General features: G+C 71.5%; 19 protein-coding genes and 1 tRNA gene. 9 read left to right on the top strand and 11 right to left on the bottom strand.

The window, feature by feature from the left end; genetic code table 11:
• Positions 1–255 precede the first annotated feature (255 nt).
• The 3 genes from J2S22_RS24435 to J2S22_RS24425 all read left to right on the top strand — a co-directional run bounded on the left by J2S22_RS24435 (position 256) and on the right by J2S22_RS24425 (position 5,815).
• Complete coding sequence (locus tag J2S22_RS24435) at positions 256–1,059, top strand: AraC family transcriptional regulator (RefSeq protein ID WP_272778388.1); 804 nt, start codon at positions 256–258, stop codon at positions 1,057–1,059.
• Between the two features lie 44 nt (positions 1,060–1,103).
• On the top strand, positions 1,104–2,030 hold the full coding sequence (locus J2S22_RS24430) for a glycine reductase (RefSeq protein ID WP_272778387.1): 927 nt from the start codon (positions 1,104–1,106) through the stop codon (positions 2,028–2,030).
• Positions 2,031–2,203: 173 nt separating this feature from the next.
• A complete protein-coding gene (locus J2S22_RS24425) occupies positions 2,204–5,815 on the top strand; it encodes a hydantoinase B/oxoprolinase family protein (protein WP_272778386.1) in 3,612 nt (1,203 codons plus the stop codon).
• Between the two features lie 125 nt (positions 5,816–5,940).
• On the opposite strand, the gene J2S22_RS24420 is transcribed toward J2S22_RS24425, so the two are convergent.
• Entirely contained in the window at positions 5,941–6,837 is an 897-nt protein-coding gene (locus J2S22_RS24420; RefSeq protein ID WP_272778385.1) for an SDR family oxidoreductase, read from the bottom strand.
• A 140-nt stretch (positions 6,838–6,977) separates the two neighbouring features.
• Between J2S22_RS24420 and J2S22_RS24415 the strand changes: the two genes are divergently transcribed.
• Entirely contained in the window at positions 6,978–7,472 is a 495-nt protein-coding gene (locus J2S22_RS24415) for a winged helix-turn-helix transcriptional regulator (protein ID WP_272778384.1), read from the top strand.
• A gap of 60 nt (positions 7,473–7,532) precedes the next feature.
• Here the strand turns inward: J2S22_RS24415 and J2S22_RS24410 are convergent, their stop codons facing one another.
• The 3 genes from J2S22_RS24410 to J2S22_RS24400 all read right to left on the bottom strand — a co-directional run bounded on the left by J2S22_RS24410 (position 7,533) and on the right by J2S22_RS24400 (position 9,390).
• Complete coding sequence (locus J2S22_RS24410) at positions 7,533–8,813, bottom strand: type II toxin-antitoxin system HipA family toxin (protein WP_272778383.1); 1,281 nt, start codon at positions 8,811–8,813, stop codon at positions 7,533–7,535.
• Positions 8,810–9,094 carry a helix-turn-helix domain-containing protein gene (locus J2S22_RS24405; RefSeq protein WP_272778382.1) on the bottom strand — a complete coding sequence of 95 codons (285 nt, stop codon included), beginning with the start codon at positions 9,092–9,094 and terminating at the stop codon, positions 8,810–8,812. Before J2S22_RS24405 ends, J2S22_RS24410 begins: the two co-directional genes overlap by 4 nt.
• Before the next feature lie 211 nt (positions 9,095–9,305).
• Positions 9,306–9,390: transfer RNA gene (locus J2S22_RS24400), tRNA-Leu, on the bottom strand.
• A gap of 171 nt (positions 9,391–9,561) precedes the next feature.
• Here J2S22_RS24400 and J2S22_RS30965 point away from each other — a divergent pair.
• Positions 9,562–10,350 carry a flavin reductase family protein gene (locus J2S22_RS30965; RefSeq protein WP_437182553.1) on the top strand — a complete coding sequence of 263 codons (789 nt, stop codon included), beginning with the start codon at positions 9,562–9,564 and terminating at the stop codon, positions 10,348–10,350.
• Positions 10,351–10,360: 10 nt separating this feature from the next.
• On the opposite strand, the gene J2S22_RS24390 is transcribed toward J2S22_RS30965, so the two are convergent.
• Both J2S22_RS24390 and J2S22_RS24385 read right to left on the bottom strand, forming a co-directional pair.
• Positions 10,361–11,353, bottom strand: coding sequence for a hypothetical protein (locus J2S22_RS24390; RefSeq protein WP_272778381.1), 993 nt, complete (start codon positions 11,351–11,353; stop codon positions 10,361–10,363).
• Between the two features lie 78 nt (positions 11,354–11,431).
• A complete protein-coding gene (locus J2S22_RS24385; RefSeq protein ID WP_272778380.1) occupies positions 11,432–11,914 on the bottom strand; it encodes a hypothetical protein in 483 nt (160 codons plus the stop codon).
• Between the two features lie 277 nt (positions 11,915–12,191).
• Here J2S22_RS24385 and J2S22_RS24380 point away from each other — a divergent pair, with 277 nt between their 5' ends.
• Positions 12,192–12,482 carry a hypothetical protein gene (locus tag J2S22_RS24380; RefSeq protein WP_272778379.1) on the top strand — a complete coding sequence of 97 codons (291 nt, stop codon included), beginning with the start codon at positions 12,192–12,194 and terminating at the stop codon, positions 12,480–12,482.
• A 78-nt stretch (positions 12,483–12,560) separates the two neighbouring features.
• Positions 12,561–13,094, top strand: coding sequence for a hypothetical protein (locus J2S22_RS24375; RefSeq protein WP_272778378.1), 534 nt, complete (start codon positions 12,561–12,563; stop codon positions 13,092–13,094).
• 32 nt (positions 13,095–13,126) lie between these two features.
• Here J2S22_RS24375 and J2S22_RS24370 read toward each other — a convergent pair whose 3' ends face one another.
• Positions 13,127–13,483 (bottom strand): DMT family protein, encoded by a 357-nt coding sequence (locus J2S22_RS24370; RefSeq protein WP_272778377.1) that lies wholly within the window; start codon positions 13,481–13,483, stop codon positions 13,127–13,129.
• A gap of 207 nt (positions 13,484–13,690) precedes the next feature.
• On the opposite strand from J2S22_RS24370, the gene J2S22_RS24365 reads away from it, so the two are divergent.
• Entirely contained in the window at positions 13,691–14,755 is a 1,065-nt protein-coding gene (locus tag J2S22_RS24365; protein ID WP_307155885.1) for a hypothetical protein, read from the top strand.
• Here the strand turns inward: J2S22_RS24365 and J2S22_RS24360 are convergent.
• A complete protein-coding gene (locus J2S22_RS24360) occupies positions 14,737–15,999 on the bottom strand; it encodes an NnrS family protein (RefSeq protein ID WP_272780385.1) in 1,263 nt (420 codons plus the stop codon). The two genes, J2S22_RS24365 and J2S22_RS24360, sit on opposite strands and share 19 nt — an antisense overlap.
• Before the next feature lie 499 nt (positions 16,000–16,498).
• Between J2S22_RS24360 and J2S22_RS24355 the strand changes: the two genes are divergently transcribed.
• Positions 16,499–18,757: a TonB-dependent receptor family protein gene (locus J2S22_RS24355; RefSeq protein WP_272780386.1), complete on the top strand. Its 2,259-nt coding sequence runs from the start codon at positions 16,499–16,501 to the stop codon at positions 18,755–18,757.
• Positions 18,758–18,925: 168 nt separating this feature from the next.
• Here J2S22_RS24355 and J2S22_RS24350 read toward each other — a convergent pair whose 3' ends face one another.
• From J2S22_RS24350 to J2S22_RS24340, 3 genes are all read right to left on the bottom strand, one after another.
• A complete protein-coding gene (locus J2S22_RS24350; RefSeq protein WP_272780387.1) occupies positions 18,926–19,516 on the bottom strand; it encodes a cupin domain-containing protein in 591 nt (196 codons plus the stop codon).
• 55 nt (positions 19,517–19,571) lie between these two features.
• The gene (locus tag J2S22_RS24345) at positions 19,572–21,377 is read right to left on the bottom strand and encodes a CocE/NonD family hydrolase (protein WP_272780388.1); all 1,806 of its coding nucleotides are present in this window, start codon (positions 21,375–21,377) and stop codon (positions 19,572–19,574) included.
• 96 nt (positions 21,378–21,473) lie between these two features.
• On the bottom strand, positions 21,474–22,847 hold the full coding sequence (locus J2S22_RS24340) for an MFS transporter (RefSeq protein WP_272780389.1): 1,374 nt from the start codon (positions 22,845–22,847) through the stop codon (positions 21,474–21,476).
• Positions 22,848–23,140: the final 293 nt, after the last annotated feature.

The following is a 23,140-nucleotide window of genomic DNA, read 5'->3' as shown; positions in this document are numbered from 1 at the left end:
GCCGTTCGGAACCGGCGTCGCCGAAAGGCCCGATGTTTCAGGCCGGGCGCGCACCGGATAAGGAGAGTTACGGAGAACGCGGTGGTCGTGAGAGCGCCGGTCTACATGCGCGGAGATCCTGCTGAGGAGCCGGCCGGCGGGTGCCGGGCCGGTACGTGGTAGCGCGAACCATGTCAGGTTAGCGTTGAGGAAGCGGCGCGCCTTCGATATCAGGACGAAAACTATCGACGACCTGCCAATCTGGCCGACGCCGCCATGACCATCAGAACCGACGACTGGATTCACCTGAGCGTGCCGGAGCTGCACGGGCTCCAGCGTCCCGTCGTGCTGCGCTCGCAGCATCTGCCGAAGCGCCACCTGTTCCCACGTCATTCGCACACGTGGAATCAGTTCGTCTACGCGACCTCGGGCACGCTGTTCGCCGCGATCGAGAACGCCTGGTACGTGATCTCGCCCGAGCAGGCCTACTGGGTGCCGACCGGCATCGTGCACATGACCGGCGCCCTGCAGGACTCGGAGTTCCGCAGCCTCTACATCGACGACAGCGTCGCCGCCGAGCTGCCGCGCGAGGGATTCGTCTTCTCGGTGACGCCGCTGATGCGCACGCTGATCATCGAGCTGTCCGAGCTGGAGAAGGCCGGCGAGCGGAGCGACTACTCCGAGCGGGTGGAGCGTCTGATCCTGGATCAGCTCGTGCGGCTGCCCAAGGAGAGCTTCCACCTGCCCTGGCCGCACAGCCCCATGCTGCTGAAGATGTGCCAGGAGCTGTTCGACAATCCGTCCGACGACCGCGACATCGAGGCGTGGGGCCGCGAGCTCGGCGCCTCGCCGCGCACGCTGCACCGCCGCTTCGAGCGCGAGGTCGGCATCGGCATCCGTGAATGGCGCAATCGCCTGCGGGTGTTCCGCGCCATCGATCTCCTGGGGGCGAGCGACAACATCACCGAGATCGCGCTGGAGCTCGGCTACAGCACGCCGTCGGCCTTCACCTACATGTTCCGCCAGCGGATGGGTTGCGCGCCGAGCGAATGGCGGCGCACAATCCGCACGACCCAGTAGCGTCGGCGCCCGCGCGCGGCGCCGGCCGACTGCGAGGCGAGGCGATGCAGGACGAGACGACGAGGACCGACGACCCCGACGCGCCGATCCCCTACATGGCGCGCACCCGCGCGTACTACCTCGCACTCGGCTACGACACGCCCTATGTCTGGGCCCGTCACGACGACGTGCCGTTCACCCCGCTGATGCAGCCGCTGGCGCAGTCGCGCGTCGCGCTGGTGACGACAGCGGCGCCGTACCAGCCCGACAAGGGCCCGCAGGGGCCGGGTGCGCCCTACAATGCGGCGGCGAAGTTCTACACGGTCTATTCGGGCGACACCGCGGTCGACCCCGACCTGCGCATCGCCCATGTCGGCATCGACCGGCGCCACACCAGCATGGAGGATTCCGGCACCTGGTTTCCGCTGCCGCTGCTGCGGGCGGCGGCCGCCGCGGGCAGGCTGCGTCTCGCGCCGCGCTTCCACGGCTTCCCCACCAACCGCAGCCAGCGCCAGACCGTCGACGTCGACGCGCCCGAGCTGTTCGAGCGCTGCTTCGCCGACCGCGTCGACGCGGCCGTGCTGGTCGCCAACTGCCCGGTGTGCCACCAGAGCCTGTCGCTCGCCGCGCGGCTCCTGGAGGAGAACGGCATCCCCACCGTGGTGATGGGCTGCGCCCGCGACATCGTCGAGCACTGCGGCGTGCCGCGCTTCGTGTTCAGCGATTTTCCGCTCGGCAACGCCGCCGGCAAGCCGCACGATCCGGAGTCGCAGCGCCTCACCCTCGACCTCGCGCTCGACCTGCTGGCGTCCGCGACGGGCCCGCGCACCACCGTCGTCTCGCCGCTGCGGTGGAGCGACGATCCGACCTGGAAACGCGACTACGCCAATCCGGCCCTGCTCTCGCCCGCGGAGCTGGCGCGGCTGCGCGCCGAGGCCGAGGCGGCGCGGCTCGCCGCCCGCGACATCCGCATCGCCGAGACGACGCGCTGAAGCGACCGCGAACGGCCGCGGGATACGAGGTCGTTTCGGCACGGCGCTTGCTCGCTCGCGAGGCGGGGTGGCGCCGAGGCGGTCCCCCGGATCATCACGACGACACGGACGGCGTCCCCCGGGCCGCCGTCACGAGCACGAGCGCAACGAAAAGAGTTTTGACGAGCATTTCGATGAGTTGGGATTTCTGGATCGACCGCGGCGGCACCTTCACGGACGTGATCGGCCGCGACCCGGCGGGCGCGCTGCACGCGACGAAGCTGCTCTCCGAAAACCCCGGCGTGTATCGCGACGCCGCGGTGGCCGGCATCCGCCGGCTGCTCGGCCTCGCCCCCGGCGAGCCGATCCCCACCGGCGCGATCGGCGAGGTGCGGATGGGCACCACGGTCGCCACCAACGCGCTGCTGGAGCGCAAGGGCGAGCGCACCGCCTTCGTCACCACCCGCGGCCTCGCCGACGTGCTGGAGATCGGCTACCAGGACCGCCGAAAGATCTTCGCCAGGGCGATCGTCAAGCCCGACCAGCTCTACGAGCGGGTGATCGAGGCGGACGAGCGCGTGCTCGCCGACGGCACCGTCGAGCGTCCGCTCGACGAGGGTTTGGCCCGCCGCGACCTGCAGGCGGCCTACGACGCCGGCATCCGGGCCGTGGCGATCGCCCTCATCCACGGCTTCCGGTTCCAGGATCACGAAAGGGCGCTGGCCCGCATCGCCGAGGAGATCGGCTTCACCCAGATCTCGGTCAGCCACCGGGTGTCGCCGTTGATAAAGCTGGTCGGGCGCGGCGACACCACGGTGGTCGACGCCTATCTGTCGCCGATCCTGCGGCGCTACGTGGCGCAGGTGTCGGAGGAGCTCGACGTCGCCCGCACCGGGGCGCGGGTGATGTTCATGACCTCGGCCGGCGGCCTCACCGGCGCCGACCTGTTCCAGGGCCGCGACGCGATCCTGTCCGGCCCGGCCGGCGGCGTGGTCGGCATGGCGGCGACCGGCAGGGCCGCCGGCTTCGACGCGGTGATCGGCTTCGACATGGGCGGCACCTCGACCGACGTCGCCCATTTCGACGGCACGTTCGAGCGCGCCTTCGAGACCGAGGTGGCGGGCGTGCGCATCCGCGCGCCGATGATGCTGATCCACACGGTGGCGGCAGGCGGCGGCTCGATCCTGCATTTCGACGGCGCCCGCTTCCGGGTCGGCCCCGACTCGGCCGGCGCCGTGCCGGGCCCGGCGAGCTATCGCCGCGGCGGCCCGCTCACCGTCACCGACGCCAACCTGATGGTCGGCAAGCTGGTGCCGGAGTTCTTTCCGGCGATCTTCGGACCCGATCAGAACGAGCCGCTCGACGCCGGCGTGGTGCGGGAGAAATTCGCCACGCTGGCGGCCGAGGTCGGCGACGGGCGCTCGCCGGAAGAGGTCGCCGACGGGTTCCTGAAGATCGCCGTCGCCAACATGGCCGAGGCGGTGAAGAGGATCTCCGTCCAGCGCGGCTACGACGTTACCTGCTACGCGCTCAACTGCTTCGGCGGTGCCGGCGGCCAGCACGCCTGTCTGGTCGCCGACGCGCTCGGCATGGAGCGCGTGCTGGTGCATCCGCTCTCCGGCCTGCTGTCCGCCTACGGCATGGGGCTGGCCAGCGTGCGGGCGACCCGCTTCGAGACCATGGATCTGCGGCTCGACGCGGCGGCCGACGCACTCCGCGTCGCGCGAAAGAAGCTCGGCGAAGCCTGCGTGAACGAGCTCGCCGGCCAGGGCGTACCGGCGCGCGACGCGACCGTGTCGGTGATCGCCCATGTCCGCTACGAGGGCACCGACACGTCGCTCGACATTCCGGTGCCGTTCGCCGGCGGCGCCCTGCCCGCCTCCGCCGTCGCGGAGATGCGCGAGACGTTCCTTTCCCTTCATCTGTCGCGCTTCGGCTTCGTCGATCGCGACAAGATCCTGATCGTCGACGCCGTCTCGGTGGAAGCGGTGGGCGGCGCCGCGCCGCAGTCCGAGGCGACGCTGGAGGAGGAGGAGCGCGCCGCGCCGGTGCCGCACCAGACCCGCCGCTTCTTCTCCGGCGGCGCCTGGCACGCGGCCGGCATTTTTCTGCGCGGCGATCTCGCGCCCGGCCACGCCGTCACCGGGCCGGCGATCGTGATCGAGCCGAACCAGACCATCGTGGTCGAGCCCGGCTGGCAGGCGCGACTCACGGCGCACGACCATCTGGTGCTGAGGCGCGTCGTGGCGCGGCCGCAGACCGAGGCGGTCGGCACGAGGGCCGACCCGGTGATGCTGGAGATCTTCAACAACCTGTTCATGTCGATCGCCGAGCAGATGGGCGTGACGCTGCAGAACACCGCCTATTCGGTGAACATCAAGGAGCGGCTCGACTTCTCCTGCGCCGTGTTCGACGCGAACGGCGCGCTGGTCGCCAACGCGCCCCACATGCCGGTGCATCTCGGCTCGATGGACAGGTCGGTCGAGACCGTCATCGCCCAGAACGCCGTGATCCGGCCCGGCGACGTGTTCGTCCTCAACGCGCCCTACAACGGCGGCACGCATCTGCCCGACATCACGGTCTGCACCCCGGTGTTCGACGACGCGGGCACGCGGATTCTGTTCTGGGTGGCGAGCCGCGGCCACCATGCCGACGTCGGCGGCATCGCGCCCGGCTCGATGAGCCCCAAGGCGACGACCATCGAGCAGGAGGGCGTCTACATCGACAACTTCAAGCTGGTCGAGGAGGGCCGGCTGCGCGAGGCGGAGCTGATCGCGCTGCTCTCCGGCGGCCCGTACCCGGTCCGCAACGTCGTCCAGAACGTCAACGACCTGAAGGCCCAGATCGCCGCCAACCAGCGCGGCGCCGCCGAGCTGACGAAGATGATCGCCCATTTCGGGCTCGACGTCGTGCAGGCCTATATGGGCCACGTCCAGGACAACGCCGCCGAGAGCGTCCGCCGGGTGATCGACCGCCTCGGCGACGGCCGCTTCGCCTACGAGATGGACGACGGCTCGGTGATCCGGGTGACGATCTCGGTCGACAACGAGAAACGCGAGGCGACCGTCGACTTCACCGGCACGCGGGCGCAGCGCCCGGACAACTTCAATGCGCCCGCGCCGGTGACGCGCGCGGCCGTGCTCTACGCGTTCCGCGTGATGGTCGACGCCGACATCCCGATGAACGCCGGCTGCCTCCGCCCGGTGCGGCTGATCGTGCCGGAGGGCTCGATGCTGTCGCCCGTCTATCCGGCCGCCGTGGTGGCCGGCAACGTGGAGGTGAGCCAGGCCGTCACCAACTGCCTGTTCGGCGCGCTCGGCGCGATGGCGGCGGCGCAGGGCACCATGAACAACCTGACCTTCGGCAACGATCGTCATCAGTATTACGAGACGATCTGCTCCGGCTCGCCGGCGGGCCCCGGCTTCGACGGCGCGCCCGCCGTGCACACCCACATGACCAATTCGCGCCTCACCGATCCGGAGATCCTGGAGACGCGCTTCCCCGTCGTGCTGGAGGAGTTTTTCGTCCGCCGCGGCTCTGGTGGAAAAGGACGTTGGACGGCCGGCGACGGCACCCGGCGGACGATCCGGTTCCGCGAGACGATGGAGTGCGCCCTGCTCTCGGGCCACCGGCGCGTCGCCCCCTTCGGCCTCGCCGGCGGCGCGCCGGGCGAGACGGGACAGAATCTCGTCCGCCGCAACGACGGCACCGTGGAGGAGCTGCCGGGCGCCGCCTCCACGGTGCTCCAGGCCGGCGAGGCCGTGACCGTGATCACGCCGACCGGCGGAGGGTATGGGCGGGGGTGAGAGGCGCGCTGTCATTCCGGGGCGCCGCGCAGCGGCGAACCCGGACTCCAGCGGCACGCTCGGCATCCGTGGCTCGATTCCGGGTTCGTGAACCTTCGGTTCACGCCCCGGAATGACGGGGGCGATCAGTGCCCCTTGGCGAACATCCCCTTGTTCTCGGCGAGCCACGCATCGAAGCTCTGCGGCTGCGTGCCGGTGATCTCGAAGAAATCGTTCGTCACGGTCTCGAACTTTCCGGCCGCCGTGTTGGCGTCGAAGGAGGCGAAGACGCGGGCGACCGGCTCCGGCACGCCGTGCGCCACCATGCCCTGCACCAGCACGTCGATCGTCACGGGCACGACCGTGATGGATTTTCCAACCGCGGCGCCGATCTTCTCCGCGATCTCGGTCCGGGTCAGCGCCTGCGGGCCGGACAGCGTCCAGGTGCGGCGGCCGGTCTCGCCGCCGGCCAGCACGGTCGCGGCGGCGCGGGCGAGATCGTCCCGCGAAATGTCGGCCGAGCCGCGATGGCCGTCGGCGCTGTACCACTGGCCGGAGGCCAGCGCCGCGGGGATCGCATAGGCCAGGTTCTCGAAATAGAAGTGGTTGCGCAGCACGGTCCAGCCCGGGATCGCGCTCGCCGCCAGCGCCTGCTCGGTGCCGAGATGGTCGGGCGCGAACAGGACCAGCGACGTCTCCGGCCCCGGCATCGAGGTGTAGACCACGTGCGACACGCCGGCCCGCTCGGCCGCCGCCACGGCCGCCCGGTGCTGGGCGAGGCGCGCGCCCGGCCGGTCGAGCGTGTCGGTGGAGATCAGCAGCAGCCGGTTCACGCCGGCAAAGGCGCGCACGAGCGACGCCGCGTCGTCGAAATCGGCGCCCCGCACCGTGACGCCGCGGGCGGACACGTCGGCGAGCGCCTCCGGCTTTCGCGAGGTCGCGACGATGCGGCCGGCCGGCACCGTCAGGGTGTCGAGCAGATGATGGAGGACGCGGCGGCCGAGATGGCCGGACGCGCCGGTGACGAGCAGGGTGTCGGACACGGGAGGCTCCTGGGGCTGAAATCGAGAGATCTGGTCTCTTTTAGAGACCTGATCTATATTGGAGCCCATCGCCGGCGGTAAAGAAGGCAGCTTTCCGTCATCAGGTTACGTCGAGGGAACCGACCCGAAGGAGCCGACCCATGCCCTCCGCCGCAAAGGCGCCCTCCGCCGCGAAGGCCCGGTCCGTCGCGAAGCCCCCGCACGTCGTGAAGGCCGCGCCGGCGCCGGCCTGCAGCCCGGCCGTGGAGACGCTGGTCCGCACCGTCGCCGGCTTCCGGGAGCTGGACTTCGACGTCGCCAACTGCCCGGTGCGCGACGTGCTCGACCGGATCGCCGGCAAGTGGACGACGCTGCTGATGATCATGATGGCCGAGCGGCCGCACCGGTTCGGCGAGCTGCGCCGCGGCCTGCCCGACATCTCGCAGCGCATGCTGACCCAGAGCCTGCGCGACCTGCAGCGCGACGGGCTGGTGAGCCGCCACGTCCACCCGACCGTGCCGCCGAGCGTCGAGTATCGCCTCACCCCGCTCGGCGCCTCGCTGCTGGAGCCGCTCGCCGCGATCGTCGCCTGGGCGGGCGAGCACCACGCCGCGATCCGCGCCGCCCGCGCCGCCTACGACGCGGCGGCGGCGTGACGGGGCGCGGCCTGGCCCATCCGGACCGGCCGCCGGACGGACCGGGAGACGGGAGATCGGCTACGCAGCGGCGAGAGACTTGCGGCACGCGGCCGCGCGTTCGATCAGCCGCTCCGTCAAATGGTCGATGATGGGCATGTCGAGCCCTTCCTCGCGCGCGCCCGTGCGCGCGGCGCTCGCCGCGTCGGGGAGTCTCGCGGCCATCGCGGCGAGCCGCTCGATCAAGCTCTCGGCATCGACGCGCATCTCGCGCGCGAACTTCTGCCACTGACGCAAGCCGACGAGGCCGAGCTTGTATTCGCCACCGATCGTCATGGCGAGCTTGACCTTGCGGAGGTCGAACGCGTCATAGGGAAGAATGCTCGCCACGTCGTAGAGCGGCGCGAGGCGGACACGGCCGCGACCGAGCAGCAGCGAGTAGTTCTTGGCGTGCGCGTCGGTGCCGCCGATGAGCCAGTTGAAGCCGAGAGCGTCGATGAACGTGTCGACGTCGACCTCGCGGTCCGTCGAAGAGGTGCGCAGGAGCTGGACGATGTCGTAGGCATTCGGGCCGCCCTCGTTCTGGTACTTCCTGGTCGGCGGAATCCCCAGCGCCTGACACGCGTCTTCCTGGTGCACCCGGATGATATCGTTGCCCTTGTGCTGGCGGTCGTAGCGCTCGACGACGATGGCGACCTCGGTCTCGAACGTCATGACGCTCGATCGCGCCGCCGGCAGACCGAAGCTTCGCGCCAGCGTGAGGCAGAGGTGCTCGTTCTCGGCGTGGCCGTCGAAGTGCCCGGTCGGCGGCTTCAGGATATGCGTCGTGGGAAGGCGCCCCGACGGAATGCCCCAGCGTCCATTCTGCAGAAGCAACGCCGTCTTGGGCTGAGCGCCGGCGAGGCTGAACTGTCCCGCGTCGCGCGGCAGGCGCCATGCGGCGTGATCCTTGCGAAGGGTTTCGAGCCGCTTGGCGATGTCGGCTTCGTCCAGCCACTCGACCTTGTCGTCCCTGGCGCCGCGGATCGCGGCGAGCCGTTCCGGCGTGACGAACTGCACGGCGCCGGCACAATCCTCCCCGACGTGCGAGATGAGCGCGAAGACGTTTCGGGCCGAGACCTGGAATCTCGCGGCCCAGCGGGCGAGCACGTGCTCGTTGTCCGGCAGGAGGCCCCACAGGAACGCCTCGGTCACCGCCCGGTCGTGCTCCCTGGCACCGAGCGGCATCGACAAGGAGATCGGATAGGCATCGGCCGCCGTTCGCCACGCGTCGTCGTAAAGGAACCTGATGCCACCGCGCGCATCGCGCCGTACGCGGCCGACCTCCTTTCCGTCTAGAAGTGCGACGAGCTCGCCGGTCACGGCTTCGCCCTTCTGGCCCTGGCCACGATGGCGTCGATGTCGACGCCGTCCGACGGCGGGTGATCTGCTGCCGGTCCGACGGCCGCATCGAGACGAAGGCCGAGAACATCGATGGCGCGAAGCACGAGAGCGAGTTCCGCACGGGGGTGGCCGCGCTCGATCTCGATGACCCACTGGCGGCTGACGCCGATCCGTTTGGCGACGGTCGCCTGGTCGAGGTCGAGGTGCTTGCGCCGGTCACGGAGGACGGCGCCGAGGTCGGCGGGTGTACGGACGAGCATGGGGCATCCAAAGTTACCGTTCGCTGACATTAGCATATGTCGGCGAACGGCGACAATTGAAAATGTAATCGTTCGACAACATTTTCTCGACCCAAGACGGCTTTTGACGACGACACGGCTGCGCGGACCCTGACCGTGACACGCGCCGACATCGAGCCGGAGCTGGTCGCTCCCGAATGCCTGAGGTCCGTGCTGGATCTCGGTCGCTCGGTGGTGCCGGTGGTCGGGATCGAACCGACACTCCTTGCGGAACACGATTTTGAGTCGTGCGCGTCTACCAGTTCCGCCACACCGGCGCGGCGCGGACTATAGCGACGGGCGGGCGCGGCGCCAAACGGAACCGTGCGCCGGTGGACAGGCCTGCGGCCCGCCGCTTCGCCCGCCCGCGCGGCGGCCGGCTCGGCTATGATGGCGGGCCGGCGGGCCGCGTCGCGCGGGCCCGCCGCGTCCGATCCCGGAGCCCGCCCATGCCGTCCGCCCGCACCACCAAGCCCGCCGCCAGGACCAGGCCCGCCAGCAAGTCCAAGCCCGCGACCAAGACCAAGCCTGCGGCCAAGGCCAAGTCCGCGACCAAGGCCAAGCCTGCCGTTCGCAAGCCTGCCGCCCGCGAGCCGGCCGCCGCGCCGAAGCGCCCGGCCGCGAAACCCGCCGCACCGGCCAGGGCCGCCGCCCGATCTCCGCACGGGCGCGTCGGCCCGGTCAGGAAGGTCGACGTCCCGGTCGAGGACGTCCGCCGCTTCCTCGAGCCCGGGCCGATCGTGCTGGTCTCGTCGTCCTTCGAGGGCGAGACCGACATCATGACCATGGGCTGGCACATGGTCATGGGATTCGAGCCGTCGCTGGTCGGCTGCTACATCTGGAACGCCAACCACTCCCACGCCCTGATCCGCCGCAGCAGGGTCTGCGTCATCAACGTGCCGACCGTCGACCTCGCCGAGACCGTGGTGGACATCGGCAACTGCTCGGGCCGCGACACCGACAAGTTCGAAAAATTCGGCCTGACGCCGCAGCCCGGCGTCATGGTGTCGGCCCCGCTGATCGCCGAATGCGTGGCGAGCTTCGAGTGCCGGCTGGCCGACGCCAGCCTGATCGACAGGTACAACCTGTTCGTCTTCGAGGTGGTGAAGGGCCACGCCGCGCCGAGCGCCATCAAGGCCTCGCCCCGGACCCTGCACTATCGCGGCGACGGCGAGTTCATGATCGCCGGCGAGACCACCCGCCAATGGCGCCGCCGCTTCCGGCCGGAGATGCTGTGAAGCGACGCGCTCAGGCGGCGACGCGGTCGAGGATCGGCAGCAGCCGCCGGTGCAGGTGGGCGCCCCGGCTCTTGAGGAAGTTGATCAGCGCCACCTCGTTCTCGTGCAGGGAGCCGCGTCGGCCGATGCGGGCGGCCGCCCAGCGCACGTCGTCGTCGCTCGCCGCCGGCGGCGGATCGTCGAGCGCGAAGCTCTCGCCGCCGCGGCGCGGCGCGCCGTCGAGCGTGCCGTGCTCGATCGCGTCCCACACCGCCTCCAGGCCGCCGGTGAGCATGCGGCCCATGAACGCGCCGACGCCGGGGGTCGGCGCGTCGAGCCAGGCGGCACGGCGCAGCGCCTCCTGGCGGGTCGGCACCGTATAGCCGGCTCCCGCCATCAGGAAGCTGGTGATCGCCTTGGCGAACAGGTCCGACCAGGCGGGATGGTTCTCGGCCTCGGCGGTCGCGTCGTTGATGTCGAACAGGAGCTCGGCCTCGCGGCGCGTGATCGCGATGTTGCCGTCGCCGCCGAAGGCGTAGAGGATCCGGCGCAGCAGCTCGACCTCGGCCGCGTCGATCACGCCGGGCCGCAGCCGGTGGCCGCGGCCGACCGGCCCCTCGCCGGTCAGCACGCCGCGCTCGACCTGCTCGATCGCGAAGGCGACCAGCCGCACCGGGCTCGACTGCGCCTTCTCCAGCACCCTGACGAGCAGCTCGAGCTCGGAGGCGGTGTCGACCCGCCCCGAATGCGCGATGCGGGCGATCAGCCAGTCGGCGTTCGCCTCGGAGACGTATCCGTGCGGCTCGGCCTGGTTCACCAGGTAGTCGACCAGCGCCTCGACGAAGAACGGCGCGAAGCCGGGATCGGCGGTCGGGCCGAGCCGGTCGTTCAGCCGGAACACCATCTCGGCGTCGGCGGCGGTGACGACGCCCTTCCAGAACACCCGCTGGCGCAGCGCCAGCACGTCGGCGGCCGTGATCGCCCCGCGCTCCAGGATGGCTCGGACGGCGGCACTGTCGGGCATGGCGGCCCCTCCCGTGGTCGGACGGGCCGCACCCTGCCAGCTTTCTCTTGCGTTTTGGCTAAGACGGGAGGCCGCGCCTTACCGCCGCTTGAGCGTGTAGATCACGTCGTCCCAGGCGAACAGCGCGGTGTTGCGGTCGCGGAAGTGGTAGGTGAAGTAGCCGCCGGCGCAGTCGACGTCGACGCTCGGCACGTCGGCGCCGGCCTTGGTCAGGCCGAGGTCGCGGGCGATGCGGTCCTGGCTGCCGTCGGGCAGCAGGCCGCGGAACAGCGCGTCGGTCGGATAGGTGCCGATCTGGTACATGGCCCGCCGGCAGGCGAGGCCGTGATTGGTCGAGACGATCGACCCCGCCTCGAACGTCACCTCGGTCGCCACCAGCTTGCGGCCGTGCTCGAGCAGGCCGTTGCGCTCCTTGCCGCGCACCCACGGCCCCGGCACCGCCTCGACGATCGACCACGAGCCGATCAGCCCGTTCTTCTCGGCCGCCACGGCCGGACCGGGCGCCGCCGCCCCGATCGCGAGCAGCATCGCCGGCACGAGCGTCAGCCTCGCCTTCCTCATGTCCGCCTCGGTTCCCCTCTCGATCACGCCCCCGGGGGCGAACAAAAGCCAAAGCACGGCAAAATTACGAACACGGAGTCCGCCCGACCCGGCCGGCCCCGCCATGGTCCCGGACCGACGCCGGCGCGGGCTCCCGCCCCGGCCGCGGCCCGGCGGCGTTAACCGGGCGTTAAGACGATGCCTCGCCTTTGCCCGAACCAAGCCGAACACCCGCCCCGATGTTTCGGTACGAGCCTGCCGAAACCTCGACGGGCCCCCCGACGACACACGCGCGACCATGACCCCGACACAGATCGACCACTGCGGCTTCGACGCGGACCGCCACTCCCGCTTCCCGCGCCGGCGCGCCACCGTCGTGGCGCAGCTCGTCGCCAGCCTGGCGCTCGTCCTGTCGATCGCCGTGCTGATCACGGTGGTCGGCCTGCAGGCCGCCGTCGCGGCGCCGCTCCATCACGGCACCACCGGCGGGCTGCCGATCGCCGGCCTGGTCAGCCTCGGGCTGGTGGCGGTCGGCGGCCTCACCGTGCTGATCGCCGGCCACGGCCGCGCGCTGCACCCCCGCGACTGAGGCCGATCGCCCTGCCGGACGCTGCGCCCGCGCCGCGGACGCGCTATCAGGGAGGCCGACCTCACGGGAGCCCTCGCCATGCACCTGCGCCGTCTCGCCCGCCTGCCCGTCCCGCCCCTGCCCGTCCCGCGCCGGCCCGCCGCCGGCCTGCTCGTCCTCGCCGCCCTTCTGGCGGCCGCGACCGACGCCGCCGCCGGCTGGTCGACCCGACGGGGCGGCGAGCTCGGCACCCTGGTGACCACGTCGACGCCGGCCGGCGACGAGCTGTTCCTGTTCTGCAGCCGGTCGGGTCTCGGCGTCGGCATCGTGGCGCGGCTGTCGCCGCGGCCGGGCGGCCCGAGCGACCTCACCCGGGTGCCGGTCACGGTGGCGATCGAGGACCGGCCGCCGGTCGCCCTCGCGGTCGAGGGCTTCGAGGGCGCCTGGGTGGCGTTCGACCGCGAGGCCGCGGCGCTCGCGCCGGCGATCGCGTCCGGGCGCAGCATCGTGCTGACCATCGCGCCGAGCCATGCCGAGGCCTTCGAGGCCGGCCGCCAGGTGTTCGTGCCGGGCGGCGGCTTTGCGACCGCCCTCGACAAGGCCCGCTTCCCGGCCCGCTGCCGGCCGAAGTGACCGGCGGGTCGCGCCCGTCGCGCCGCGACGCCTCACCACTTGTGGAAGATGAAGAACGCCCCGACCGCCACGAAGGCGAAGCCGAGCGCGTGGTTCCAGGCGAGCGGCTGGTTCAGGTAGAGCCAGGAGAAGCCGGCGAAGATCACCAGCGTGATCACCTCCTGGATGGTCTTGAGCTGGGCCGGCGCGTAGACGGTGGCGCCCCAGCGGTTGGCCGGCACGGCGAGGCAGTACTCGATGAAGGCCAGTCCCCAGGAGATCAGCACCACCTGCCACAGCGCCACCTCCTTGAAGCGCAGATGCCAGTACCAGGCCGTGGTCATGAACAGGTTGGAGGCGACCAGGAGGACGATCGGCAGCACGTAGGGCGAGGTGACGAAGGCGGGCATCGGGACGACCTGTCGGCGGTGGACCGGGGGCGGCGGCGCGCGGGGCGATTCGGCCCGCGCCAATCGACAACGCACCGGCGAGAAGGCCTCTGCAAGGCGGCCGTACCGGGGTCGCATTTCGTGCCTAGCGTCCGGGCCGTCGTCACATGCCGGATGCCGCGGCCCCGACGCCGCGCCATCCCGGCCGTCGCAGCCGCTGGAGCCTCGATGCGCCCCTTCCGTCCGATCCCGATCACCGCGACGGCGCACGGCCGGTCCGCCCGCCCGACCGCCGCCCGCCCGACCGCCGCGCGTCTCGCCGCCGCGACCCTGATCGCCGCCGGCCTCCTGCTGCCCGCCGCCGCGGCGGCCCAGTCGGTGCTGCCGCGTCCGTCCGAGCTCCCGCCGGCCGGCGGGCCGGGCGGCACCGCACCGGGCCGCAGCGCACCGGCCCAGACGCCGGCGAAGCCGGCCCCCGCCCAGGCGGCGCCGGGCAGGCCGGCCGCCCCGCAGGCCACTCCGCAGAAGCCCGCCGCCGCGGCCCCCGGTCCGGCGGCGGCCGGGCAGCCGGCGCCCGCCCGGCCCTACGCGTCGGTCGCCGTGACGCCGCCGGCCCCGGCGACCGATCCGAGCTTCGAGGCGTTCCGCAAGCAACTCGGCGAGATCGCCGCCCGCAAGGACCGCGCCGCCCTCGCCGGTCTGGTCGCCAAGAGCTTCTTCTGGACCGCGGCCCAGGGCGAGAAGGCCGACCGCAAGAAGCCCGGCATCGACAACCTCGCCGCCGCGATCGGCCTCGACGCTTCCGACGGCGAGGGCTGGGAGGTGCTGGCGAGCGCCGCCGCCGATCCCACCCTGCAGCCCTTGCCGCAGAAGAAGGGCGTGTCCTGCGCCCCGGCCACCCCGGGCTTCGACGACAAGGCCTTCGAGCAGCTCCTCAAGGCGACCCGCACCGACGTCTGGGACTGGGCCTATCCGGCCGGGTCGAGCATCGCGGTGCGCGGCGGCGCCGCCGCCGACGCGCCGGTGGTCGAGACGCTCGGCGCCGTGCTGGTGCGGGTGATGCCGGAGCCCCAGGGTCCTGCGGCGCAGGGTGCCTCCGCCCAGGGCGGCCCGCCGCCCGGCGGTCCTCCGTCCGGCGGGCCCGACAACGCCCCGCCCCTGAAGGTGGTGACGCCGTCCGGCAAGACCGGCTTCGTCTCGGCCGACGCGGTGCTGCCGCTGGTGTTCGAGCAGCTCTGCTACGCCAAGGGCGCCGCCGGCTGGAGCATCGCGGGCTATCTGGGCGGCGAGTGAGCGCTGCGCTCCGGCGCCACCGCCGGGTGCACCAGCATCGGCCCGTAGACCACGAGGAACCCGCCATAGGCGGCGAGCCAGGCGGCGCCGGCGAGCGACAGCAGCGGCAGCGTCCACTGCGGCATCAGCACGCTGCCGGCCCGCGCCGCGACGGCCAGCGCGATCGCCAGATAGATCGCGGTCGAGCCGGCGACGGCGCGCAGGCTCCGGCCGGTGTGGCCGAGGCTCACCCGGGTCATCAGGGCGAGCGTCATCAGGCCGATGCCGCCGATCGCCCAGACATGGATCACGGCGGCGGCGAGCCCGGCCTGCCCGGTCACGGCGGCCGTGCCGGCCATCAGCAGGCCGAGCGGCGTCATCGCGGCGCCGAGATGCAGCACCCAGACGAGCGGCTCGCGCAGCGTCCGTGACGGCGCCCAGCCGGCCTGGCGGACCAGCAGCAGCACGCCCGCGGCGATCGGCACGGCGCCCCCGAGCGGCGCCGCGGCGCCGAGCCACGGCAGCGCCAGCCAGACGACCAGCGCCGCCAGCCCGAGCCCGACCGCGGCGGCGTCGAGCCACCGCACCGGCTGCGGCAGCGACGCCCGGCCGGTCTCGGAAAGATAGTCGCGGGTGAAGGCCGGGACGATGCGGCCGCCGAGCAGCATCATCTGGGCCGTGACGCCGGCGAGCGCGAGGCGCGCCGCCGCCGCGCCGTCGTGCCCGGCCGCGAGGTCGGCGTGGAACAGGATCTGGGCGACCACCAGGACGGCCAGCGACAGCACGGCCGGCGCATTGTCGCGGCTGCGGGCGGCGACGATCTCGTGCGTCACCAGGCCGGCCAGCGCCGCCGTGAAGGCGATCGCCGCGACCGCGACGCCGGGCGGGCCGAGCCCGGCGAGGCCGGCGACGGCGAGCCGGCCGGCGATCCACAGCACCAGCAGCGCGGCGAGCGTGCCGGTCGCGACCGGCCGCCGGCCGGTCCAGTGCGGCAGCGCGGTGAGCAGGAACCCGGCCTGCACGGCCGGCACGTAGCCGAACAGCAGCTCGTGCGCGTGCCAGGCCGATGGCGCGAGCGGCGGGTCGATCCCGGCGACCAGCGGGAAGGCCGCCCCCCACAGGCCGATCACCAGCACGGCTTCGACGGCCCCGGCCAGGAAGAAGATCCGGAACGAGGCGCCGTGCCGCGCCGCCGCCTCGACGTGCCGCCGGCCGGCGTCGCGCCGGCCCGATCGGCCGGAGGACGGCAGCTCGATCCCGGTCATGGCAGGCCTCGGCGGCGGGGCGCGAATGCGCAGGTCCGGTGGAGAGGAGACGGGATAAGGGAAAACACGAAGATCATTCCGACAAATTATAGCCTATTCGCACGTATTATAACTGTAGTTTTGAATCATTTCAGCTTCCAGATACTCAGTTTTCATTGTTTCTAAACTTTTCAATTAGGATTTGACTCGCCCTAAGCCAAATTCCTACTCATGGCAACATGGTTTCTCCGGCGGCTCTCTCGCCGCACGCCACCCGCCAGCCAGTGCGCCAGATCGCGCCCGCCAGCCTCGTTTCCACCTCGGGCCCACGTTCGGGGCTCGCGCGGCCGGCCGGGGCGCCCCTTTCCCGACAGGGTCGCGCGGACCGCCATCCGCCGCTGCGCCGCCACCCCGGCCGCGACGGCGGATGGCCGCCCTGCCGGCGCGGCCGCACAAACCCGGATTGCAAAGGACCTGGTTCGCGATGAGTGTCGTGTCGATCGATCGGAGATCCGCTCCCGTGCCCACCGAGTCGCTGCTGTCCTGGTCGTGCCCCACGGCGTGCGCGACGACGCCGGGGATCCCGCCCCGCCGGGCCCTGACGGCTGCCGTCTCGGCGCTCGCCCTGACGGCGGCGCTCGGCCTGGGCGCGACCGACGCCCTCGCCCAGTCGGCGGCGCCGGGCGCCACCGTGACGCTCGACGAGCTGGTGGTCGAGGCGGCCGGCGGCCAGCCCGGCGCGCCGGCCACCACCACCGAGGCGGAGGCCCGCCGGCGGCTGGAGGCGACGCCGGGCGGCACCGCCGTGGTCGATCACCGGCGGCTGGAGGCGCGCTCCGACGTGTCGATCGCCGACTCGCTCAACATCGTGCCGGGCGTGATCGCCAACAGCTTCCTGGGCGGCAACGACCAGCCCAAGATCCACATCCGCGGCTCCGGCCAGCAGACCAACCCGACCGAGCGCGGCCTCCTGATCCTGCAGGACGGCCTACCGCTGAACCGCGCCGACGGGTCCTACATCGTCGGGCTGATCGACCCGCGCATGGCCGACTTCTTCGAGGTCTATCGCGGCTACACGGCGAACCGGCTCGGCGCCACCGTGCTGGGCGGCGCCATCAACTTCGTGTCGCCGACCGGCTCCGGCTCGCCCGGCGCCGAGGTGAGCGTCGAGGGCGGCAGCTACGGCTATGTCCGCACCCAGGTGCAGGGCGGCGCCCGCAAGGGCGACTACGACGCCTTCGTGCAGTACTCCTACGGCCAACGCGACGGCTACCGCACCTGGAACGGTTCCGACCGCACCGTGTTCAGCGCCAATGCCGGCGCCAAGATCAACGAGAACATCTCGACCCGCCTGTTCGTCGGCTACACGGATCTCGGCTTCGAGATTCCCGGACCGCTGTCGTGGAACCGGATGATGGCCGACCCGACCCAGGCGGCGCCCGGCGTGCAGGCCGGCGGCGCCGAGCCGGGGCCGAACGCGCTGCGCGACAAGCCCCGCCGCGACACCGAGCAGGCCCGCGTCGGCTCGCGCACCACCGCGACCTTCGGCGAGCACGTGTTCGATCTGGCGCTCGGCTACACCTACACGGACGACACGTTCCGCTTCCCCGTGGGCACCGGCTACCGCATCACCGAGGGCGGCGACTTCACCACCTCGGCCCGCTACGCCTACCGGCCCGACAAGACGGCGGCGCTGCCGCTGTTCGAGACGACCGCCATGTACGTGGTCGGCAGCGCCGACCGCACCTACGCCAACAACCTGCGCGGCAGCCGGACCACGACCTACGGCACCAACGAGCTGGAGGCGCAGACGCTGTCGGTGTGGTCGGGCTTCAACGTGCCGGTCGGCGCCTTCACGATCTCGCCGGCGCTCTCCTACATGATGGCGACGCGCGACAACACCGACACCTGGGGGCTGGCGACGCGGCCGCGCATCACCAACGCCGCCACGGGCGCCACCGGCTCGGTGGCGGCGACCGACACCAGCTTCTCGCGGTCCTACGACGCCGTCAATCCGAGCCTCGCCGTCCTGTATCACGTCGCGCCGAACAACGTCGTCTTCGCCGCCGTGAGCCGCACCTTCGAGGCGCCGACCTTCGACGATCTGCTGGAGGCGACCGGCGGCACCCCGAACGCCAGCCCGACCGGCTTCAAGACGCTGGACCTGAAGGGCCAGAGCTCGATCACGGCCGAGACCGGGTTCCGCGGCGCGTGGGACCGCTTCGCCTGGGACGTGGTGACGTATTATTCGTGGCTGGAGAACGAGCTGATCCGCACGTCCAACGCCGCGGGCGGCAACGCCAGCACCGAGAACGCCGACCGGACCCGGCATTTCGGCGTCGAGCTCGGCGGCAGCGTGCGCCTCACCGATCAGCTCCTGGCGCGCGTCACCTACACGTTCCAGGATTTCCGCTTCTCCGACGACGTGCTCTACGGCGACAACCGCATCGCCGGCGCGCCGCGCCACTTCTTCCTGGGCGCGCTGCGGTACACGGTCGACCCGCGGCTGTGGGTCGAGGGCGAGGTGCAGTGGGTGCCGGACGACGTGCCGGTGGACAACGCCGGCACGCTGTTCTCGGAGGCCTTCGCGGTCGTCAACGCGCGCGCCCAGTACAAGCACGACGCGACGTGGAGCGGCTATGTCGAGGTGCGCAACATCTTCGACACCACCTACGCCGCCTCGACCCTGGCGCTCGGCCGCGCCAGCCGCGCCGACCAGGCCGCCTTCCTGCCCGGCGACGGCCGCGCCGTCTACGGCGGCATCAAGGCGCGGTTCTGAGACGAACTCCAGATCACCGGTTCGCCGTCGTTCCGGGGCGCACCGCAGGTGCGAACCCGGAATCCAGCGACAGGCTCCGAGTTCCCGGCTGGATTCCGGGTTCGAGCGCCTTCGGCGCTCGCCCCGGAATGACAGACGGCCAGTCACCCGGATCATCCGGAACCGGACTCACTCCAGCGGCAGCGCGTCGATCAGGACGAAGGCGACGATGCAGGGCTCGCCCGAGCGGTTGGCCCAGGCGTGGTTGGTGCCGCGCTGGACCAGCATGTCGCCGGCGACGAGCTTCGTCTCGCCGACATCCATGACGGCCCAGATCTCGCCCGACAGGACGATCGCGTAGTCGATCGAGCGGGTGCGGTGCATGTGGGCGTGGCGGACCTCGCCGCCCTTGCTGGCCGACTTCGCCGTCTCGTCGATCGCCACGGCGCCGCCCATCGCGGCCGCCTTGGCGGCCCAGTCCTTGTCGGGCGGGAACTGCACCACCCGGAACACGCTGCCGCCCGCCGGCGGCGCCACCTGGATCGGCAGTCCGCACGGATCGGCCTGCGTCGCCGGCCCGTTGTCGGCCGGCGTGCCGAACGTCTTCCAAAAATCCGTCACGGCGAAGTTCGGCTGGTCCATGATCGGCATCACGTGCGGCGACGCGGCGTCGCTGGTGACGACCGAGTTGCCGTCGGCGTCGTGACCCGTGACGACGACGCGGAAGCGCCGGATGTCCGGGCCCGGCGCGACGGCGGCACGAGCGGCGGTCTCGTTCATGAGGATATCTCCGTCTTTCGATCTCGAATGGGACGCTGGCCGGGGCCGCGGACGATCACGCCTGCGGAATCACCGGCAGCAGCAGATGCGAGGGCCGCGCGGCATCGTGATAGATCGTGTGCAGCGTGGTGCGGCTCGAGACGATGTGGTTCGGCACGTACTCGGCATTGGTGGCGCCGCCGACGCCGGTCGGCATGTCGGCGCTGGCGATCTCGACGCAGATGCGGTGGCCGCGCCGGAACAGGTTGGCGGTGGCGAGGATCTCGATCGCGTATTCGGTCACCTCGCCGGGGACCACCTTCTGCTGCGCCGCGCGGGTGAGCGGATGCCAGGGCCGCCACGGCGTCGAGCGCTCCGGGTCGATCGCGCGGTGCGACGCCTTCAGCCAGCCGCGCGTCACCTCGCGCTCCGGCAAGCCGGCCGGGATCTCGCGCTCGCCCTCGCGCACCGATCGCACCGAGACGTCGGGCCCGACGTCCTTGATGGTCACGAACCAGTTGGTGTCGTCCTGGTCGATCGCGGCGAACAGGTTCAGCACCATCGGGCCGGCGACCAGGAGATCCGCCGGCAGCGGATCGGTGAGATAGCGGAGCTTGGCGACCGCGTTGGTCTGGGTCGGCGGCATCTGCACGAAGGCGTCGGGCGGGCGCTCGTCATCGACGCTCGACGGCACGAACGGATCGCTCCGCAGCCGCTCCCAGGAGTCGAGATAGAGTTTCGTCCACTGGGTCTCGGGCAGCGGCCAGTCGGTGCCCTCGCGCCACTCCTCGGCGCCCATCACCCAGTAGCGCACCGGCGGCTCGGCCATGATGCCGGTGTCGAGTCCCTTGAGCCAGTGATCGTGCCAGCGCAGGATCTCGCCGTGCAGCGTGTGGAACGGCCGCTCCAGATGCGCCGGCCCGGCGAACATCAGCTTCTTGGGCGCCGTGATCTTCTCGAAGTAGCTCTGCGCCCCCTGCAGATGGGTCTTGTACGTGTAGGCGTACCAGCCCGAGCCCGTGTAGGTCGGGACCTCGATGTCGGCGAGCTTCGCCTCGGCGTCGCGCACCGCCTCCTCGCTGTCGTAGGGGTTGATCAGCAGCTCGAAGTAAGGCGGCATGTGCTGGCCTTTCTGGGTCAGCACGTTGAGGAGATGCGGATACATCCGGAAGTCCGGATTGCGCATCGCCTCCTCCCACAGCGCCTCGCGTTCCGGCGGCAGCGCGCCGGGCTTGCCGCGGGTCCCGTGGATCGCGGCGAAATGCATGATCAGATAACGGAACAGGTGCAGCACGCCGCCCGGATACTCCTCGCGGAAGCTGCCCAGCACGCCGTAGGCACCGCGCGGATCGAGCGGGAATATCGCCTTCAGGTGCGGCGGGTTCTGCCGCGCGGCGTGGAGCTGCTCGGCGCCGAAGCCGGAGATGCCGACCATGCCGACATTGCCGTCGCACCACGGCTGCCGGGCGATCCACTCGATCAGGTCGTAGCTGTCCCAGAGCCGCGAGCCGCCCCCGTCCGACTTGCCGACATTGCGGGGCGAGCCGATGACGTGCACGTAGCCGCGCGAAACGAAGTACTTGGTGTCGCCCGCCTCCAGCAGGCCGGCCCACAGCGACGACCAGGCCGGCTGCGGCGGCAGCGTGGCGGCGACGTCGGGACCCTGGAGATCCTTGTTGTAGATCGAGAAGGCCAGCAGCACCGGCAGCTTCTCGTCGGTGTCGGGGCGGTAGACGTCGACCGAGAGGTTGACGCCGTCGCGCATCGGCACGGCGACGTCGCGCTCGGCGATCAGCCCGGAATGGCTCGGTGCGCGGTCGTAGGCGACCGGCGGACGATCGGCGGCATGGGGCAGCCCGGCGGGGCGGTTCGAAGCGGTCATGTCGAAAGGGAACCTCTTGGGAGAGCGGCCGCCCGCCCGTGACGGACGGCCCGGATCACGCGGCGCCGGCGGGGCGCCGCAGCGGGAGACGCCGCCTCAGGGCGAGATGTCCTCGAGCACGCGGCCCTTGGTCTCGACGGCGAAGACCGCGACGACGACGCAGGCCACCGCCGCCACCGCACCGAAGGCGAGGAAGACGTTCTCCAGCCCGCCGCCGATCATCATGCCGACCATGGTCGGGCCGATCATCGAGGCGAGGTTGCGCCACGCCCCGCCGGCGCCGACCCCGATGGCGCGGGCGCGCGTCGGATAGAGCTCGGGCGTGTAGAGATAGATGCCGATGGACAGCACCGAGGAGCAGAAGAAGGCGGTGCTGACCAGGATCAGGACGCGCTCCGGGCTGCCGGCGCCGAACAGCCACAGCGAGCCGAGCGCCAGCGCGACGCCCGCGAAGGCGACCGCGAACCACGGCCGGCGGCCGACGTGATCGATGGTGAGCGCGCAGGTGAGCGTCCCGAACAGACCGACGACCTGGGTGATCAGCCCGTACTGGAGCGACTGGGCCAGCGGCAGGTGGAACACCGTGCGGTACATGGTCGGCACCCACACGACGAGGCCGAACGTGACGATGAAGGCGGCGAACCAGATCGTCCACACGACCAGCGTGCGCCGCAGGTAGTACGGGCCGAACAGATCGGCCCAGGTGGCCGGCTTCTCGTGGGTGACGACCACGGGCTCGACCTGCGGCAGCGGCGCCCCGGTCGCCCGCGCCGTCTCGGCTTCGATGCGGGCGAGCGCCGCCTCGGCCTCCTGGTCGCGGCCGCGGGCGGCGAGCCAGCGCGGCGATTCCGGCAGCAGCCGCTGCATGAACACGGCGAGGATCGCCGGCAGCGCGCCGATCACGAACATGTACTGCCAGCCGAAGGTCGGCACGATCCAGCTGCCGAGGAACCCGGCCGACACGAGGCCGATCGGGAAGATCAGCTCGTAGAGCAGAACGAAGCGGCCGCGGCCCTTGGCCCTGGCGATCTCGCTGATGTAGACGGCGGCGATCGGCACCTCGCCGCCCAGCCCGATCCCCTGGACGGCGCGGAACACGAGGAGCGACTCGTAGCTCCAGGCGAAGGCGCAGGCGAAGCTCATGATCGACAGCACCAGCACCGACCAGACCATCGCCCGGACGCGGCCGTAGCGCTGCGCGACCCAGCCGAAGAACAGTGCGCCGGCGAGCTGGCCGACATAGCCGACCGAGATCATCAGGCCGATCTGCGGCGGCGTGAGCTTCCACAGCGGTGCGAGCACCGGAAGCACGAAGGCGATGGCGAGGCCGTCGAAGGCATCGAAGAAGGTCGCCACGCCGACGACGACGCGGGCCTTCACGTGCCACAGCGAGATCGGCAGTCGCTCGATGCGGGCGACAACGTCGTCGACCTTCGAGCAGGCGGGTCTTGTCAGGATCGCGTCGGACATGCGCGACTCTCCCGGAGCAGGCAGTCGGTTGATACGGTGGGCGATCCGACCGAGGATGCGGGGCGTCGTCCGGGGGAGCCGGACGGGTCGGGAGGGTCGAGCGCCGTCATGACTCCGCCTCCCACGCCTGCGGCAGCGCCGCGTTCGGGATCGACACAGAGAAATCGACACAGGGGCTCGTCGAAGCGACGCGAGTCGTGCGCCGCTCCGAAACCGGCCGGTCAGGGGCCCGGCCCGGAACTACTCGTGGGGGTGTGGTCTCGGTGCCGGGAGGGGTCCGGCCGTCGCGCAGA

This window comes from Rhodoplanes tepidamans (assembly GCF_030813915.1).
GTDB classification, from domain to species: domain Bacteria; phylum Pseudomonadota; class Alphaproteobacteria; order Rhizobiales; family Xanthobacteraceae; genus Rhodoplanes; species Rhodoplanes tepidamans.
Note: the sequence above shows the minus strand (reverse complement) of the source record. Positions and strands in the feature narration are given on the sequence as shown.